The sequence below is a fragment of the Halocynthiibacter namhaensis genome (genome assembly GCF_000812685.1).
Lineage (GTDB): Bacteria > Pseudomonadota > Alphaproteobacteria > Rhodobacterales > Rhodobacteraceae > Halocynthiibacter > Halocynthiibacter namhaensis.
This window is the reverse complement of sequence record NZ_JWIF01000001.1, coordinates 1-17,654: the sequence shown is the minus strand read 5'-3', so window position 1 is coordinate 17,654 and position 17,654 is coordinate 1. Positions and strand designations below refer to the sequence as shown.

General features: G+C 51.5%; 18 protein-coding genes, 1 tRNA gene and 1 pseudogene. 14 read left to right on the top strand and 6 right to left on the bottom strand.

Annotation, left to right across the window (positions count from 1 at the left end; all coding sequences use genetic code 11):
• Nucleotides 1–2: 2 nt before the first annotated feature.
• From RJ38_RS00095 to RJ38_RS19145, 10 genes are all read left to right on the top strand, one after another.
• Complete coding sequence (locus tag RJ38_RS00095; protein WP_039016881.1) at nt 3–356, top strand: LapA family protein; 354 nt, start codon at nt 3–5, stop codon at nt 354–356.
• A 27-nt stretch (nt 357–383) separates the two neighbouring features.
• Nucleotides 384–1,037 (top strand): phosphoribosylanthranilate isomerase, encoded by a 654-nt coding sequence (locus tag RJ38_RS00090; protein ID WP_039016880.1) that lies wholly within the window; start codon nt 384–386, stop codon nt 1,035–1,037.
• A 12-nt stretch (nt 1,038–1,049) separates the two neighbouring features.
• The gene (gene trpB / locus RJ38_RS00085) at nt 1,050–2,285 is read left to right on the top strand and encodes a tryptophan synthase subunit beta (protein WP_039016879.1); all 1,236 of its coding nucleotides are present in this window, start codon (nt 1,050–1,052) and stop codon (nt 2,283–2,285) included.
• A gap of 93 nt (nt 2,286–2,378) precedes the next feature.
• Nucleotides 2,379–2,765 carry a hypothetical protein gene (locus tag RJ38_RS00080; protein ID WP_039016878.1) on the top strand — a complete coding sequence of 129 codons (387 nt, stop codon included), beginning with the start codon at nt 2,379–2,381 and terminating at the stop codon, nt 2,763–2,765.
• Nucleotides 2,766–2,891: 126 nt separating this feature from the next.
• The gene (locus tag RJ38_RS00075; protein WP_039016877.1) at nt 2,892–4,163 is read left to right on the top strand and encodes an imelysin family protein; all 1,272 of its coding nucleotides are present in this window, start codon (nt 2,892–2,894) and stop codon (nt 4,161–4,163) included.
• Nucleotides 4,164–4,313: 150 nt separating this feature from the next.
• Nucleotides 4,314–5,855, top strand: a complete 1,542-nt coding sequence (locus RJ38_RS00070; RefSeq protein WP_082005574.1) for a di-heme oxidoreductase family protein — start codon at nt 4,314–4,316, stop codon at nt 5,853–5,855.
• A gap of 20 nt (nt 5,856–5,875) precedes the next feature.
• Nucleotides 5,876–6,916, top strand: a complete 1,041-nt coding sequence (locus tag RJ38_RS00065) for an imelysin family protein (protein WP_052245085.1) — start codon at nt 5,876–5,878, stop codon at nt 6,914–6,916.
• A gap of 3 nt (nt 6,917–6,919) precedes the next feature.
• A complete protein-coding gene (locus RJ38_RS00060) occupies nt 6,920–7,996 on the top strand; it encodes a DUF1513 domain-containing protein (protein ID WP_039016876.1) in 1,077 nt (358 codons plus the stop codon).
• A 120-nt stretch (nt 7,997–8,116) separates the two neighbouring features.
• Nucleotides 8,117–8,193: transfer RNA gene (locus tag RJ38_RS00055), tRNA-Met, on the top strand.
• A gap of 127 nt (nt 8,194–8,320) precedes the next feature.
• Nucleotides 8,321–8,461: a hypothetical protein gene (locus tag RJ38_RS19145; protein ID WP_238321605.1), complete on the top strand. Its 141-nt coding sequence runs from the start codon at nt 8,321–8,323 to the stop codon at nt 8,459–8,461.
• A gap of 255 nt (nt 8,462–8,716) precedes the next feature.
• Here RJ38_RS19145 and RJ38_RS19445 read toward each other — a convergent pair.
• Nucleotides 8,717–9,733 (bottom strand): annotated as a pseudogene (locus RJ38_RS19445) (recombinase family protein); the annotation flags it as partial.
• Between the two features lie 463 nt (nt 9,734–10,196).
• Nucleotides 10,197–10,619, bottom strand: a complete 423-nt coding sequence (locus tag RJ38_RS00045) for a helix-turn-helix domain-containing protein (RefSeq protein ID WP_039016874.1) — start codon at nt 10,617–10,619, stop codon at nt 10,197–10,199.
• 172 nt (nt 10,620–10,791) lie between these two features.
• On the opposite strand from RJ38_RS00045, the gene RJ38_RS00040 reads away from it, so the two are divergent.
• Together RJ38_RS00040 and RJ38_RS00035 are read left to right on the top strand one after the other, a co-directional pair.
• The gene (locus RJ38_RS00040) at nt 10,792–11,229 is read left to right on the top strand and encodes a hypothetical protein (RefSeq protein WP_039016873.1); all 438 of its coding nucleotides are present in this window, start codon (nt 10,792–10,794) and stop codon (nt 11,227–11,229) included.
• Between the two features lie 254 nt (nt 11,230–11,483).
• A complete protein-coding gene (locus RJ38_RS00035; protein WP_039016872.1) occupies nt 11,484–11,741 on the top strand; it encodes a hypothetical protein in 258 nt (85 codons plus the stop codon).
• A 564-nt stretch (nt 11,742–12,305) separates the two neighbouring features.
• Here RJ38_RS00035 and RJ38_RS00030 read toward each other — a convergent pair.
• From RJ38_RS00030 to RJ38_RS00020, 3 genes are all read right to left on the bottom strand, one after another.
• Nucleotides 12,306–12,938, bottom strand: a complete 633-nt coding sequence (locus RJ38_RS00030) for a hypothetical protein (protein ID WP_039016871.1) — start codon at nt 12,936–12,938, stop codon at nt 12,306–12,308.
• A gap of 250 nt (nt 12,939–13,188) precedes the next feature.
• A complete protein-coding gene (locus RJ38_RS00025) occupies nt 13,189–14,070 on the bottom strand; it encodes a hypothetical protein (protein ID WP_039016870.1) in 882 nt (293 codons plus the stop codon).
• A 1,045-nt stretch (nt 14,071–15,115) separates the two neighbouring features.
• Nucleotides 15,116–15,295 (bottom strand): hypothetical protein, encoded by a 180-nt coding sequence (locus tag RJ38_RS00020; protein ID WP_039016869.1) that lies wholly within the window; start codon nt 15,293–15,295, stop codon nt 15,116–15,118.
• A 237-nt stretch (nt 15,296–15,532) separates the two neighbouring features.
• On the opposite strand from RJ38_RS00020, the gene RJ38_RS00015 reads away from it, so the two are divergent.
• Together RJ38_RS00015 and RJ38_RS00010 are read left to right on the top strand one after the other, a co-directional pair.
• Nucleotides 15,533–16,708: a hypothetical protein gene (locus RJ38_RS00015; protein WP_039016868.1), complete on the top strand. Its 1,176-nt coding sequence runs from the start codon at nt 15,533–15,535 to the stop codon at nt 16,706–16,708.
• Between the two features lie 439 nt (nt 16,709–17,147).
• Entirely contained in the window at nt 17,148–17,369 is a 222-nt protein-coding gene (locus RJ38_RS00010; RefSeq protein WP_156121666.1) for a hypothetical protein, read from the top strand.
• Nucleotides 17,370–17,435: 66 nt separating this feature from the next.
• On the opposite strand, the gene RJ38_RS00005 is transcribed toward RJ38_RS00010, so the two are convergent.
• On the bottom strand, nt 17,436–17,654 hold a 219-nt coding region (locus RJ38_RS00005; protein ID WP_039016866.1), incomplete at its 5' end, for an ATP-binding protein.

The window sequence follows — 17,654 nt, the reverse complement described above, 5'->3', positions numbered from 1 at the left end:
TTATGCGGTATATTAAGTATGTGTTCTTAGGTGCCTTGGCTGTGCTGCTGATTATGGTGGCGCTGGCCAATCGTGCGATGGTGTCCCTATATATTTTGCCCCAAGAGATATCTGAAGCCATTGGGCTGTCGGGTGAACCACTGCAATTGCCGTTGTTTGTGGTTGTTGTTGGCGGCATTATCCTAGGTCTTCTGGTCGGTTTCGTTTGGGAGTGGCTGCGCGAGTCCAAATTCCGTGGAACGGCACGCAAGGCCGGCAAGCTCGAGAAAGAAATTGATCGTTTGCGTGCGGAGACGTCCACAGAAAAAGGCGGCCAAGCCGATGATGTGCTGGCACTTCTGGATGGCAAAGCCTAAGTTGCTGCCAAAAGGCAGGGCACTTATATGACGACCAATGTGAAGATTTGCGGATTAAAAACCGTGCAAGATGTTGCGGCAGTTGCTGCGGCCAAAGCCCATTACGCGGGCTTTGTGTTTTTTGCAAAGTCACCTCGCCATCTTGAGATTGAACAAGCCCGAACATTGGCGCTTGCGACCCCTGAAGGCGTTGCCAAGGTTGCGCTGACGGTGAATGCGGATGACGCCACACTGGATGCGATAACAGAACAGGTGCCGCTGGACATGTTACAGCTGCATGGTTCTGAAACTGTTGAACGTGTGCACGAGGTGCGCAGGCGGTATGGCTTGCCTGTGATGAAGGCGATTGGCATTTCGGACGAAGAAGATCTCGATCAAATTAGCCTCTATACCCAAGTCGCGGACCAGCTGTTGATTGATGCGAAACCCCCGAAAAATGCAGATCTTCCTGGCGGGAATGGACTGGCGTTTGACTGGCGTTTGCTGGCCGGGCGTCGCTGGGCCACACCTTGGATGTTGGCAGGGGGCTTGAGCCCGAACAATGTCGCCGAGGCCATCCATCTGACCGGGGCGAAACAGGTTGACGTTTCTTCTGGTGTTGAGAGCGCGCCGGGCGTAAAGAATGCAGTTAAGATTGCGGATTTTGTCAAAGCCGCGACAAATCCGATACCACGTTTCTGAGGGGGAAATTCAATGGATGATCTGTTCAACAGCTTTATGAACGGGCCAGATGAAAATGGTCGTTTTGGTGATTTTGGCGGGCGTTTCGTTTCTGAAACCCTGATGCCACTGATCCTTGATCTGCAAGAGGAATACGAGAAGGCGAAAGTCGATCCCGCATTCCACGCGGAAATGGATGATCTCTGGAAGCATTACGTTGGCCGTCCCAGCCCGCTGTATTATGCCGAACGCATGACCGAGGCCCTTGGCGGTGCAAAGATCTATCTGAAACGCGACGAGTTAAACCACACCGGCGCGCATAAGATCAACAACGTTCTGGGGCAGATCTTGCTGGCCCGTCGTATGGGGAAAACCCGGATTATCGCGGAAACTGGCGCGGGCCAACACGGCGTTGCAACGGCGACGGTTTGTGCACGTTTCGGTTTGGAATGTATCGTTTACATGGGCGCGCATGATGTTGAACGTCAGGCCCCCAATGTGTTCCGTATGAAATTGTTGGGTGCGAAAGTTGTGCCGGTGACTTCTGGTCGTGGCACGTTGAAAGACGCGATGAACGATGCTCTGCGTGACTGGGTAACCAACGTGCGCGATACGTTTTATTGTATTGGTACCGTGGCTGGACCACATCCATATCCTGCCATGGTACGTGATTTTCAGGCGATCATTGGCCAAGAAACCAGAGTGCAATTGCAAGAACATGAAGGCGAAGGCCGTTTGCCAGACACTATCATTGCAGCAATCGGTGGTGGTTCCAATGCGATGGGTCTGTTCTTCCCCTTCCTTGATGATGAAAGCGTGAATATCGTGGGTGTCGAAGCCGGCGGTAAAGGTGTGGACCAAAAGATGGAACATTGCGCGTCTTTGACTGGTGGGCGCCCTGGTGTTCTGCACGGCAACCGTACTTATCTATTGCAAGATGACGATGGCCAAATCCTTGAAGGGTTCTCGATCTCTGCAGGCTTGGATTATCCAGGTATTGGTCCAGAACATGCTTGGTTGCACGAGATTGGCCGTGCGAAATACGTGTCCATCACGGATGTTGAAGCGCTTGAGGCGTTCCAGTTCTGCTGCACACAAGAAGGCATCATTCCTGCGCTGGAACCATCCCACGCTTTGGCGCATGTGATGAAACTGGCCCCGACTTTGCCGAAAGACCATATCATCGTGATGAATATGTGCGGCCGCGGTGACAAAGATATCTTCACCGTTGCGAAAGCATTGAATGTAAACATGGACGAAAGCGACTAAGCCAAGCCGCCTTATGTGATTGATTGAACCCCGTTTGTTTCTGACAGGCGGGGTTTTTTGTGGCAGACTGAAAACATTAACGAGAGATTGATTATGAAGCGTCCACAGTTTGAGCAGCTCACTCCCGAGCAACAGTTGAATTTTGGCAATGGGGTGGGGCCGGGTTGGCTGCCAGCATCCGTGCGGGATTTCATTACCAAAACTGCAAGTTGGTTCTTTAAAAGTGCCAGCTGGCGTCATCATGATTTTGGCTATGCTGTGGGTGGGGATCGCTGGGATCGGGCGCGTTGCGACTGGCGATTTTATGCGGCGATGGTGAAAGATGCATTCTGCCAACGTTACGTGTTGCTGACGCTTTGGCCCGCTTTGATCTTGGCAACAGCCTTCTATCTTGCCGTGCGTATTGGTGGGCAATTCGGATCATTCGAATACCGCGATCATTACGCTACGCTTGCGGAAATCATGGAAACCTATGGGTGACGGAGTGATAAATAATACCTGATCAAAAAAGTCGGATTGCTATTCCTGATTTTTTTAGTAAGTTACTCGCGAATCTGAACTCAGCCGCGTAATTTCGCGTGGCCCGATTTACGACAGGGACAGACTATGAAATCTTTTATCCTCGTGACTTCTGCACTTGCTTTGACCGCTGGTGCCGCATTCGCTGACGGCCACGATGTTAGCAAAGCTGACGTGCTGACCAACTATGCCAACATCGCACATGCGAAATACGAAGACAGCTTGCTAACCGCGCGTACCTTAAGTGCGGCAGTTGACGCGTTGATCGCGGACCCTTCTGCGCAGAACTTGGAAGCGGCCAAGGAAGCATGGATCGCTGCACGCGTGCCTTATCAGCAGACCGAAGTCTATCGTTTTGGCAATACGGCTGTGGATAACTGGGAGGGCAAAGTGAATGCTTGGCCACTGGATGAGGGTCTGATCGACTATGTTGACACATCTTATGGCGGTGCCACAGATGAAAACGAACATGCTGTTCTCAATGTGATTGCAAGCCCAACGTTTAACCTATCGGGCACTGAAATCGACGCATCTGAGATCACGCCTGAGCTGCTGGAAAGCACATTGCACGAAGCAGACGGTGTAGAATCCAACGTTGCAACAGGGTATCACGCGATTGAGTTTCTGCTGTGGGGCCAGGACATGAATGGCACAGACCACGGTGCGGGCGCACGCGCATGGACCGATTATGCAATGGGGGATGATTGTACAAACGGCAATTGTGATCGTCGTGGTGAATACCTGAAAGCGGCAACTGATTTGTTGATCTCGGATCTTGAATTCATGACGGCGCAATGGGTTGACGGCGGCGACGCACGTGGCACTGTTGTGGGCGACGAAGATGCGGGCATCGTTGCGATGCTGACGGGCATGGGGTCCCTTTCTTACGGTGAGCAAGCCGGTGAACGCATGCGTCTTGGTCTTCTGTTGAACGACCCAGAAGAAGAGCACGACTGTTTCTCGGATAACACCCACAACAGCCACTATTACGATGGCCTAGGCGTACAGAATGTTTACCTTGGCGAATATGTGCGTGTGAATGGTGACTTGGTTTCAGGGGCGTCTTTGGCAGACCTCGTATCTCATGAAGATGCGGCACTTGATGCGGAAATGCAGGCAAAACTGTCCACCACTATGCGCGCGCTTGGCCGTATCAAGACCACCGCCGAAGCTGGTTTTTCATATGACCAAATGCTGGAGCAGGGCAATCAAGCAGGTGAGGCCCTTGTGATGGGTGGCGTGAATGGCTTGATCGATCAGACCAAATCTATTGAACGTGTTGTTGGTGCGCTTGGCCTTGATAACATTGCGTTTGAAGGTTCTGACAGCATTGACAACCCAGGTTCAGTGTTTGAATAACTGACTGCGGGCAGGGGCCTGTTGGGTCCCTGCCTGACCATGGGTGACCCGCCCCATTGGGTGTTTAACGCTGTGGCCTGCGCGAGGTTCTTGCGCGATAGAAAAGCGAAGACAATGTCACGAAACAGGATGCGCGTACCTGCGCGAAACATGCCGGTTACAGCCCTGGGCCACACAACGATCCTGTTGCTTGGCCTCGCTACCACCGCCGGATTTGCCGGTGTCACAGATGAACCGCATTTGTCGATTGTCCCCCGCACGGTTGCAGAAGCCGCGCGTGTGCAAGCAGTTACAACCCCGACCACAGATTTCACCACTGCGAACCGATATGAAGTGAACTCAGCTGGGGCGGCCACGGTACGCGCGCGTGCTGACGCGGATGCGTTTTCTCAAGCCTCGGCCAATATCAGCTTCGAGGGCGAGTTGACGTTCAAAGTTGGCAACGGATTTTTCCGTAAGCTGTGGGTTTCCTCCCCGGCATCGACCTTGGCGTCTGACGGATTAGGACCGCTTTATAACGCACGATCCTGTCAACGCTGTCACTTGAAAGATGGGCGTGGGCATACGCCGGAGCCCGGTGAAGAAAGTGCGGTTTCGATTTTTCTGCGCACCTCTATTCCGGCGCCTGACGACTATGCTTTGCCGGAAGGCTTGGCCGCGATTGACGGCTATTTGGCCACATTGCCGGAACCGACCTATGGATCGCAGCTGCAGGATTTAAGCTTGCCCGGGCATGCACCCGAAATCCGTTTGGACATAACTTACGAGGAACGCGAAGTTGCCCTGAATGGTGGGGTGGCATCATTGCGCGTGCCGACATATACGCCAGCTGATCCGGGCTATGGCGCTTTTCACCCTGATGCGATGTTCAGCCCTCGCATCGCGCCGCAGATGATTGGCCTTGGTTTGTTAGAGGCCATTCCCACAGCAGATATTCTTGCGAATGCTGATCCAAATGACGTGGATGGCGATGGGATTTCAGGGCGCCCGAACATCACCTGGTCGGTGGAATATGATATGCCTATGTTGGGCCGCTTTGGCTTGAAGGCGGGCAACCCAACCGTTCGACAGCAATCCGCCGGGGCTTTTTCTGGTGATATTGGGATCTCTAATCCGTTGTTTCCCGGCGGTTGGGGGGATTGCACCGAGGCCCAGATCAACTGTCGCTCTGCGCGCAACGGCGAGGAAGTTGAAAACCGTGAAAATCTTGAAGTCGACACTGAAGGCTTGGATCTTGTGACCTTCTACAGTCGCAACCTCGCAGTGCCTGCACGCCGCAATGTCGATGCATCAGATGTGCTGCGTGGTAAAGAAATATTCTACGACACTGGCTGTATTGCCTGCCACACGCCCGCCTATGTCACCCATCGTTTGGAAGATCAGCCGGAACAAAGCTTTCAGTTGATTTGGCCCTACTCGGATATGTTGTTGCATGACATGGGGCCGGGCCTTGCCGACAACCGCCCTGAGGCGCGGGCAACCGGGCAAGAATGGCGCACCCCGCCGTTGTGGGGGATTGGCTTGACGCGCCAGGTTTCTGGGCACACATACTTCTTGCACGATGGCCGGGCGCGATCGCTGCTTGAGGCGATTCTATGGCATGGCGGCGAAGCACAGGCTGCGCGTGACGCGGTTGTAGGGATGGCGCCGTCCGATCGTGATGATTTGATTGCGTTTCTCGAAAGCCTATAGGCCGTGGTGGTTTGGGCAATATGATTGAAGGATTGGCGATGCGCCATTTGATGAAAAGCTGTTTGGTGGTTTTGGCGACGGGGTTTCCCTTGATGGCGCAGGCTGATGTCAAAACGATCATTGAACAAACGGTTACGGAACAGATCCTGCCAGGGTATCAGGGTTTGGCAAATCACGCGGAATCTCTGCTGTTGGCCACCGACAGCCACTGCGGTGTGGATGATCCTGATCTGCGCGATGCTTGGGGCGCGATGATGGATGCTTGGACCCGTGTCAGCCATCTGCGGTTTGGCCCATCTGAAACCGACGCCCGGGCCTTTGCCTTGGCGTTTTGGCCGGATCCGCGTGGCAAAACCGCCAAGGCGTTGAACCAGCTTCTGACCGATCTTGATCCGTCGGTGTCTGACCCGGCGATCTTTGAAACCGTATCTGTTGCTGCGCGGGGTTTGAACGCGCTTGAATTCCTGCTGTATGATGACGCCATGCGCGCAGCCGCAACCCCGGAATATCGTTGCGCTTTGATACGTGCCATTGCGACGGGGCTTGTTGATACAAGCGCTGCGATCTTGTCTGATTGGCAAGGGCAATATGGCGATGCGATGCTGAATCCAGTCGAAACAGGGCCGTATCGTGGGGAAGGTGAGGTTTACCAAGAGCTTTATAAAGCGCTGGCGACGGGCTTGGAGTTCGCGACGCTTTCTCGATTGGGGCGACCGCTTGGCACATTTGATCGCCCCCGCCCACGTCGTGCAGAATTGCGTCGATCCGGTCGTTCGCGCCATCAACTGATTGTCGCATTGGAAGAACTATCTGAACTGGCAGCAATTTTATCATCGGATCATCCCGAAATTGCGTCGCGATTTGAGGTTGGGTTTGCAGAGGCCCTGGATTTGGCAGCAGATCCCGATGACCCGATATTTGCATCAGTCAGCGAAACATCTGGCCGCTTGAAAGTCGAAATTTTGCAGCAATCCGTCGAGCGCTTGCGTCTCATCGTAACCGATGAACTTGGCCCGGCGATCGGTGTGGGGGTTGGTTTCAATGCCCTTGATGGGGATTAAGCGATGCACCCTTCGCGGCGCACATTTCTAACGGGGTTGATCAGCACTGGGGTGTTGCCCGCTCCGGTTTGGGCCGATGCGGGCGATCCCGCATATCTTGCGGCCGCACGCGTGACGGATGGGACTTATTCTTTGGCTGGATTGACGGGCGCAGGCCGGGTCCGCTTCACAATCCCTTTGCCCGCCCGTGGCCATGCGGCAACCGCCCATCCTTTCCGCCCCGAAGCCATCGCATTTGCCCGCCGTCCTGGCACGTTTGCATTGGTGATTGATTGCATCAAGGGGCGCACTTTGGCGACATTGAATGCGCCGGAAGGGCGGCATTTTTATGGGCATGGGGCTTTCTCTCAGGATGGGACACTGTTGTTCACGCCTGAGAACGATTACGACAATGGCCGTGGCGTGATTGGCATCTGGGACCGTGATGCCGCTTGGGTGCGTGTCGGTGAGTTCTCATCTGGTGGTATTGGTCCACATGAAATGCTTCGTCTGCCGGGGAAGGATGTTTTCGTGGTGGCAAATGGTGGGATCGAAACGCATCCTGATACGGGACGTGCCAAGATGAACATCCCCGAGATGCGCCCGAACTTGACCTATGTGACCTCAACTGGACAGGTTTTGGATCAAGTTGCCCCTCCAGATCATATGAACTCACTTAGGCATTTGGCGGTGACCGAGGATGGATTGGTGGGATGCGCGTTGCAATGGCAAGGCGACAGTTTTGCGGCCCCCGCACTGTTGGCGCTTCACCATCGGGGTGAGTCGCTGAGATTTGTCCAAGCGCCAGATGGCCTGCATCGGCAATTGAATGGCTATGCGGGATCGATCAGCTTCACAGGGCAGGGTGGGCATGTTGCGATCACTTCGCCCCGTGGCGGGGTTATGCAAATATTCACGCGCGACGGTCAGTTTGTAAAACAACATGCGATGGACGATGTCTGCGGTGTTGCCCCAGGTCAGGCGGACAGTTTTCTTACGACAGCTGGTACCGGCAGAATTGCGGTGGTTGATGCCTCTGGGATTGAGATCTTGAACCAAGATTCGTGGCAGTGGGATAATCATCTGGTTAAGGTTGGATAAGCTTATGGGTAAAAGAGGTACCATTGGGCTGTGCGTTTCGTTTTGTTTACATTTATCCGATGAAAAGTGAAAAAACCGCTTGTGGCCACCGCAGAGCTAGACTAAACGAAACTCAATTGACGCGGGATGGAGCAGCCCGGTAGCTCGTCAGGCTCATAACCTGAAGGTCGTAGGTTCAAATCCTACTCCCGCAACCACCGAAGGCGAATGCCCCGCAGCGAAAGCTGCGGGGCTTCGTTCTTTCTGGCTTACCATTTCCATAATCGCACCCAATTGACCGTGTAGTTCAACGTCAAAGTCCAAGTTCGTTGGGGTTATCTTGATGTGATCAATAAGGGTTTGGATTGTTTCGATGGCTTTCAAGCGGATCGCAGGGTCATTCAAGCCATCCGTCAACTGCCTGATGGTTGCCCGGTACATCCGACCGATGTTGTGAATGGGAATGACGGTGGCTTGTTGCTCTGACTCTGTAATTTGCGATTCGAGAGCTTCTTGTTCGGTTTCAAGATCACCCAGTTTGCTTGTGATGCTTTTACTGCCAGTGCCATTGATGATGTGATCCACAATACGTTCGATCTGGCGCGTTACGTCGATGAGGCGTTTCTTTTTTGACGCCAATTCAGATGTGGTGGCTTTGCGAAGTCTGTCTACTTCTTTTTGGAACTCAGCAGTGAACGCATCCAGATATTCAGAGTTCAAAAGACCTGTACGCAAGCCTGCAAAGACCCGATCCTCCACTTCCTTACGGGGGATGGTGCGACGGTTGTCACATATACGGGACGCACGGTACCCAGAGCAGCCGTAACGATCACTTGCTGTGATCGCCATAGGTCCCCCACAGCACCCACAGATCAGTACCCCTGAAAGAGGGTGGGTCTTCCTGTGTTTGCGGTTGAGTGGGCGGTTATCACCATCTCTGGGCATGACAATGGTATTCGCTTGCTGGCGTTCTTTCACACGTTGCCAAAGGTCATCATCGATAATCCGAAGTTCGGGAACCTCGGTGATGGTCCAGTTTTCTTCAGGTTGGATGCGCGAGACACGGCGTCCCGTCTTTGGGTTTTTCTTGTACTGAGTTCGCCCGTACACCAGCCGCCCAATATAAGCTTCGTTGTTCAGAAGTCCCGTACCGCGATCACGTTGACCGCGAATGGTGGTATCCTTCCAAACAGCCCCCTTTGGCCCTTCAATACCTTCCACATTGAGGGCCTTGGCAATCGCACGGGGACTGACACCATCGGCGAACATATTGAAGATGCGGTGCACGATCAGTGCCTGCTTTGGATCAATCGTGCGTTCACCGGGGCAACCGACAATATAACCGTATCCTACACCGCCAGCTGCCTTGCCATTAAGTACACGGCCACGTTGACCACGCTTTACCTTATCTCTGAGATCACTGACGTATTGTTCAGCCACCATACCCATCATGGCAACCAACATTTTATTGATTTCGCCCTGATGAATGGTGAAGAGTCGAATGCCTAGGAAGCTAAGTTCTTCATGAAGACTTGCAGTCACAACAAGGTTTCTGGATAGTCGATCAATCGATTCCGACAAAACGATATCGAATGCATCCGCATCGGCATCTGCTTTCATTCGTTCAAAATCGGGACGGTTGGATGAACCACCACTCATGGCCGCGTCCGAATAGATGTCAACGACCGTCCAGCCTTGTCGTTCGGCATATTCGCGTGCCTCTCGCTCCTGATCCACCAGAGATGAATCTTTCTGCATATCAGTCGAATACCGACAATAAATCGCACATCGTTTCATTCGGTTTCTCCGTCGATCATATAGTCAACATCACGCATGCAATCCAAGGCACATTGTCGAGCGAATTGACGGCAAAGCAATAGGAGTGTCTCATCCAATTTGTTTGATTGGTTGATGTGGTTCGGGTTCGTCGGGGATTGTTCCGACAGTAAAATTTGGGATTCCATGTTCAGGACCGTTTATAGCGGCCTGAGTTTCCCACCCTCATTGCCAGTTGACCGATGCGCACAAACAGACATGGCGAAGAAATCCGCCATTGAGCATTACTCGCTCTTAATTCCGTCCGTGGTTCGGCTCTGGTCATGTGGACCTAAGCAAGAGGACATCACAGTGATGTCGAGATGGTATTGCACGGATTTCATTTCAAGTGGCACAGCGGAATTTATTCAAGTTTCTCAATTTAAAGGCCAAATGACAATAACTACTACCTCCCCAATGCCCGTACCATGCCTTCGAACTTTTTCAGATCGACGGTGTGTTCCGACAATGTGTCGGCGTCATGATCATTGGTTTCCAGAAGGTATAGCTCGATTGTAAGGTCCCCACGTTGTTTTGGCGTCAGTGGCACATCCAACCGGGCGACCATTTCGTCCAATTGTACGATCACATCTTTCATGATTTTCAATTCGATCCGCTCCCTAGACTTGCTGTCTTTGAATAGCTCGTGCGGTTCGATGTCGAATAATCCCGCCAACACCTGCATTCTGAACTGCGTCACCGATGAAATTCCGCGTTCCAACCGGGAGAGTTGCGTGATCGACATGTTGAGACGACCCGCAAGGGTTGCTTGGGATAAACCGTGATCTTTGCGCAGTTTGGCGATGTTGTTTGGGACGGTGTTGCTCATGGCGATACGCCTCTTGGTGTTGTTTTGTGATCATATTCCTCGAAACTCTTTCATGTTTGTAGTCGCATCTTGTGGTGCATCACACAATAACACGTCATAATGTGATGTATATGATTCGATAATGTGCACTAAATGATGTGCGTGTTTCGAACACGCCACCATAGGAGACGACATGACCCCAGAATCCCTTGCCCTTATCGCCGCGTACTTAATGTGCTCCGAAACCGCTGAAACGCGCGTGTTGGACCGCTCCGAGGTCGAAACATGCACATCACTGTATATGGAAGTGAAGCTCGGGTTTGTGCCGGATGTGGATGTTGAAGAATATGACACCATGACCACTACAGAGCGCGCCGAAATCAACCAGCAAGGCTATGCCGGGTATGTGGCATGGCGTGTGGCAAACCCTGAATTGGTTGAACAGATGGAAGCCGATGCCGTGGGGCAATTAGCAATGGTTGATCACTGCGTCAATCGACCCTCTTCCGACAAAAGTCCCGACCCCGCCGTTTCGCCGGATGGTTGGGGCCAAGCAGTTGGAGATATTGGCGATACCAATGCCGACGTGGACCCCGGCGACGCCACATACGGAGGTTGTGATGGTCGCTAAGTGTTACCCCATCCACGCGTGTCGATTCATCCCTGTGACCCGACATGCCTGATGGGGTGTTTGGGGGCAGTCACATAATCGATTGCCCCCCTTTTTACCCAATAATTTATGGACATTAAATGACAACTTACATGCTCGTTACGTCGATGGAGAAGCAAGTTCTGTTCAAACGCCTAAGCCAACGAAACGCGATACGCCGGGAAATCGGCATCCGCCCGATGAATTTTCCTGCATTGTTCAAGAGGCGACTTAGGATGACGACCGAACGGCGGTATATCGAATTGCTAGAACCTTATCTCGTGGCGGCATTCGGATCAGTCGAATGGCCTGCGGTACCCGCCCTACGGATACTGCTGGCCGTGACGCAGCATGGTGTAGCAATTGACAGTTTGTACCGTGACATCGGCGTTGTTGACCCTCGTGAGAAACAACCCGACATGATCTCGATGATCGAAAGGTTGGTGCCAACATCAACAACCAAAACCACGGTGGTATCGATTGGCAAAGATTGACGCGCATTCCAACTCGATTGCGTAAAACCCGATACCATTGTTGTCAATGCCCACCAGGTCGAACCTGGAGGCCGCTGGGTGTGTAATAATTGCGGTGACCACCCATGGGCCCCAGTGATGATACCTAGCGTCTTAACGAGCCGAGGTTGCCCCATGCGAAATTTACCCGGCGAATATCGTACCATGTAATTGCGGCAACGGGGCGGACCCAACGGTACGCGTTTGATTGCGTGATGTAGATTGGGGTGCAGTGCGCCAATAGCATATTCCCATACATTCCGGCATCGCCAACACTAACGGCAGCAATGGGCAGAAAGTGTACTTTGCAAAGTCACTCATTCGGCACTAGCCACCCTTAGCATTACTTCGATTTCGCTGCATTGCAGATTCACCAAACCAGCCATCCATGCATGGCGCAGAATTTTTTTCGCCTAAAACGTGGGTGTGCGGGCTTTCGGACCTTCGTTGTTTGCGCCTAAATGATCGCTTTGACGAACCGTTCAACAAACGGTCCTTTTTGGAAAACTAAGAGTGTCTGCTAAACCAGTGAAGGTCGCTTTTGCTCTACTCCGCCGCTGACCGAGCGCTAAGTATCGTGTGCTTGAGTGCCTCTCGTTCAGATACTTGTAGCTCCGAGTAGTCAGCAATTTCCAGCATCTCTAAAGCATCCAAGTCCAGTGTATTGTGAGGGTTCAATAGAAAAGCCCCCACGATTAGTTCGTTATTGCCGCTAACCCCGCTTATAGAACAATAACTTGAAACCAAATCCTCAGGCTCACGCGGAGTTTGGAAGCGATCGTCCCCAAAAGCTGGGCTAACATGTCTAGTGTGGAACGTAACCACCGCCTGCTCACTGGCTGCTATTTTGACGGGCTCGTCGGGGTTGAAGGAAACGAGAAACATCCCGACGGTCTCCCCCCAACGGTACCCTTCAACGCCTCCTGCGATGATGGGTTTGTCGAGGTGCACCCAAGGATCAATTGGAAGAAACAGACCGCATTGTATCGATGTAATAACCGCGCTCCGGTCAGAAGTGTTGGTCACAGCGAACGCGCTTTGATCTATCCCTAACTCGATAACAGCTGCATTCAGATTGAAGTTCTCTCGTGACAGGTACTGGCTCACGGCCTCCACAGCGGAGCGCCCGTGGCCCAAGACTGAGGTGATCAAGGCCAAAACCGCGATGATCAAGGCCAATAGGTGGCTCCAAGCTGGCAAAAAACGCCGCCAATCCTGATAACTTCCACACGTTGCACACTTTGATGCAGGCGAAGGGATAGAGATACAGCAGTCTACGCAATTCTTGGTGCAGTCTTCAGGTGACATAAATTCTCTTTCTATGCAGGCATCAAAACATATACGCGACAGATCACAACTGCATCGACCTCATCAACGACCATCATGAACGATCGAGAAACGCTTGTCTTATGAATATTCCAGCCATGCATTATCGCGAGGCTTTCGCTGCCGTTTCAAGACGGTCGATTTGCGCTAACCAACGAACAAATCCCAAACCTTGCGAAACAAAGAGCACGGAAAACTCTTCGTTTGGTTGGGTTGGCGTCTCCGCGCCCTCTTCATGGCGGTAGAAGTGTGCGGCATCGATCCATTGTTTGAACGCTGCTAACATTTTGCTGTTAGAGCCAAGCTTGAGCGGGTGTCCGTCATAAAGTCGTTGTTGAATTGGACCTATGTGCTGAGCAGCGAACTTGGCATTGAGTTGATTGGTTCCGAACATCAGCTTGAAGAGGTTTTCGTTCGCGCCAAACACAGCGCGGATAGCACCTACATAGCTACTCGGGTTCTGTATTAGATGCCCGTCAATACTGTCAATTAATGCGAGAGTTCCTGCGTATCGCTCGCCTTCAAGGGCTGCAATTGCACTGTTAGTATTCGCCGTAAATGCTCCGTCTACAAGAGGGTGAACGCCACCTTCGTCGTCAAACTCGTAGGCCAAATTTTCTTCCAAAAAAATCCGCTTCAGTTCAGCTAGGTAGGTGTTACCTTCAGCACGGTACCGTGCATTGCGTGCTATTACTAAAACTGTCAGCGCATCTAGAAATTCAAGTATAGTGATACGGTTGAAAAACCACTCAAAACTTTGAATAAGTTTCCCATTGGTAGACCGAGTTCCAAATGTCATACCCAGTTCGATTTCGAGTTGTTTAATCGCGGACTTCCTGTAATCCACAGTCTTGCTATTGCCAAAACGAAAATGCTCGTCCGTCAATTTGGCGGCACGGAACCTCGCCTTTTTTCCATCTTTAAGGGGCTCACCCCGTGTGAAATGTACGTGGGAAAAACGCTTCCCAGTAATTCGTATGGTCATCAATGGACCTCCAACAACTAGTGAGCGCAAACGGTAACTGGTTGCTGCATTGACGACCAGACTAAAGAACGCAATTCCACGAAATTTGCAGTTATTGCGGTACTATGTCGGCTCTGGACCGATCGCCCGGCATTGCAAAGTACACTATCTGTGCATTGCTGTCCTTGGGGGGAAGTATCACTTGGATGCTGGGCATGATTGGCCTGTGAATGTCCGCATTAATCATTTTGGCGGCGCACCTTCGCAACCGCAGAAAGTACCTGCAATCCAGCCGGCGATGCGAAAGGCAATGACGGCTTCGGGCTGGAAGCTGCCACACGAACCCCTGATCTTTGGTCGGATGCGGGGGATTGTTTGATATCCCCTAGGGTATCAAACCCCGAATTGATCACTGAGATGGAAACAAAAACGCCGCGTCATTGGCGAACACCGATAGATGATCTTACCTCCATTCGTCAGAAATGATGCGTGTTCGCCCCGGCGGTGCCACGGGCGCGAATACTGCGATTAATAACAAGACCCCAACTCAACCTCATGAACAGACATGACTGACGCCGGTAGAAAACGCCATTGGCGAGGGAGTTGGGGCCTCTGGGCAGGGTGACGAAATCCCACCGTTGACATGAAGTTATGCGATGTTTTTTCCATTTCAAGGCATTCCGTGTGAAATTCAACATCCCTCGATTAATTCATGCCCATCAACCCGGTATTCGCATCGCCGGGTATCAATCGCATTGAAGGTCACCGTTGTCGTCATAATCTACTATTCTTTCATCGGTACCTTGGCCATTACGCAACGCGCCCGGCGCGAGCGCCCACCAGATTGAACCTGGGGACCACTGGCTGTGTAATAATTACGTTGGGCAGTCAGTGTCCCCGATGATGGTCTAAACCCTTCTGGTGGGGCGGAGGTTGCGTGGGATATCGCCGAGAAAACACGCGCGTTGTTTACATGTTCAAATTGGTGGAACAATTTGAACATGTAACTGTGGCACTGATTGCAACCGCATGCGTCAATTGGATGCTCGTGATCGTTGCCGTGATCCTATGCCGCGTTCTCATGGTCGAGGTGATCCGTACCATCTTCATCAAAAATTTCATGCCAATATGAATGAATGCAATCCTCAAGGATAGCGCCAAGTTCACGGCGTTCCTCGATCTTGATTTCAGCAAGCATCTCGATGGCGTTTTGGTCCAAATTCCGCACAGAAAAACGTTTCAACATGGGTCTTCCTCCTCACAGTATTTAGGAACGTTTGTCCAAAGGATGACTTGTGCCGAACCGTTGCCGCCAACCACTTCAGCCCCACTACCTAGGTCGGACCATTGTCTGACTAAATATGGTTATTCGAAAGACACCAAAGTGGATGATCAGGCTTTTATCAGACCAAAATTAACACATCGGCGATGATCCCACTACATTCATTCGGTTACACGTTAAAGATCAAGAAGGGATCACATCATGGCAAGGCCAACTTTGCGCAGTATGCGCGACATCATTAACGCCATCGCACTCAACAAAACTGGCTTTGCCAATGATCAGTGCTACAAATTACGGATTTTGGAAAGTGACTATGCAGTCACGGGTAACGAAGTTATCGCATCAATTCTGAACCAGCAGAAGGCTGCAAAACGGTCTTCGACCAAACGTAAGGCATCCCGTCAAACCAGTGATCATCCTCGTAGAAAAGATTACAAAAGCCCTGAGGGGTTTAACCAATGTGGTGTTGCAACCGGGCGATCCTATGCCAGTCGTGCTGGTGAACGCATGGAGGCAAAGCAGAAGGGCTTTCCAGATGTAATGCGACATCCAACGACCATCAACAACATGGTATTGCCATTGGATACTGCGGATGCAAAGGAAATGCTTGATAGCTGCCGCCCAAGGATGCGCGATGCATTCGCCAACCTATCTGATGGTGTACAAATCTCAGGTGGATTTCAGATCGCAATGGTAACCGCAGAATATCTTGCCACCATTTTCCCCGCTGATGAATTGCCTGACTGCCTTGATTCAATTAATCGACCTGATGAAGTTTTTGCACTGCTGCATTGGCATGGTATCATTGCCGATCCATACCTTAGCAAGAAAGAGGTCCGTAAGATCGTCAGAGATGCCTTCCCAGGTTCTCATCGTGTATGTGTGGCCAAGGTGCAGCCTGAACGGATCAACACGCATGGTGAACTCACACACGGCGCACAAGGCTATTTGGAATATGCATGTCTGGACAAGACCGAGGTAAAGTTCAAGAAACCTGAACAGAAGATTTCTGCCATCAAAGGCTTTGCATTGCTTGGTACGCAGTTAAGCAAACGCAATAGGTCCTTCTCGATGGGGAAGGCATTGGCAATCACCGGTGTTGAGATTGATCCTGCACGTGTAATCGAACTCGAAGTCCATGAACGGTTGGATTACGTGAAGAAGAACGTCAAAAAGCTTTCATATGCTGAGCAGTTCATTCATCTGTGGATGTCTGGTTCTCTTTCAATCATTCGTAAGCCTCAGCCTTGGCTTCAATGCAGTGGCTCCATCAGTGATCGCTTCCTTGCCTTCCTGTCTATAGTTAAGAAATGGTGCGCCGACACATCTACGGAAAACCTTTGTTTTTATGACTATGCTGAAGCATCTCTGGAATAGTTAGCACATCAACACTCGTGAACCCCAAGCACATTGAATTTGGTGCGGTGTTACCGGGGATTATGATGGTTTCGGTAAATTTTGCACCTAAAACTGGGTGAAATTATTCAAAATACACAATGTTCAGGCCCCACGATTGGAGGCCAATAATGAATGATGTTCAAACGATATCAAACACCCAAAGATACGACATCGATTTTCGCGTGTGGTGTTGGTCAAGGATGCGCGATGTGACCAACAAAAGAAGCAGCGGGATGCGGAGCTGGAGATGAATAATAAATGCAGGCTGCCAGCTTGGCAGTTAGTGATGCTTCGATCTTTTCATTGGCGATTTGACGGCGAACAATAAATCTTTCTCTTTGAGGGTGTTTTTGATAAATTAATCTTTATGCGCCTCTCTGATCAAATTTATACTCTACGAAAAGCGAAAGGTGTCACAATGGCAGCCGTCGCAAAGCAGTCTGGATTGTCACTGCCGACCATCAGGGCCGTTGAAGGAAATACCGCGACGGTTCGTTCATTGATCCAATCCATTTCAGCCCTCGATGGGACCATCATGGTAGCCGGGCAAAGAGCGGCGCAGATCGGCCTGCTACTAAGTAAAGAACGCCATAAGAAGAAGATCAGTCAACGTTCGATGGCGAAGGTGCTAGGGTGTTGATTTGCGTTGAGAAGTGACCCGGTATTTTCACCGAGATTTGACCCACCCTTGTTTATGTATCAGCGTTTATGTGTTGGTCAATGTTGCTTTCTCCTTTCGTGTTTTCTTTGCAGCCTCTGAGCTAGCCTTGAAGCGGTAACTATCGTTGCCAGTTTCGAGGATGTGGCAGCGGTGCGTGAGGCGATCCAGAAGCGCTGTGGTCATCTTTGCATCTCCGAAGACCTGCGCCCATTCTGAGAAGCTAAGGTTGGTGGTTATGATGACGCTGGTGCGCTCGTAGAGTTT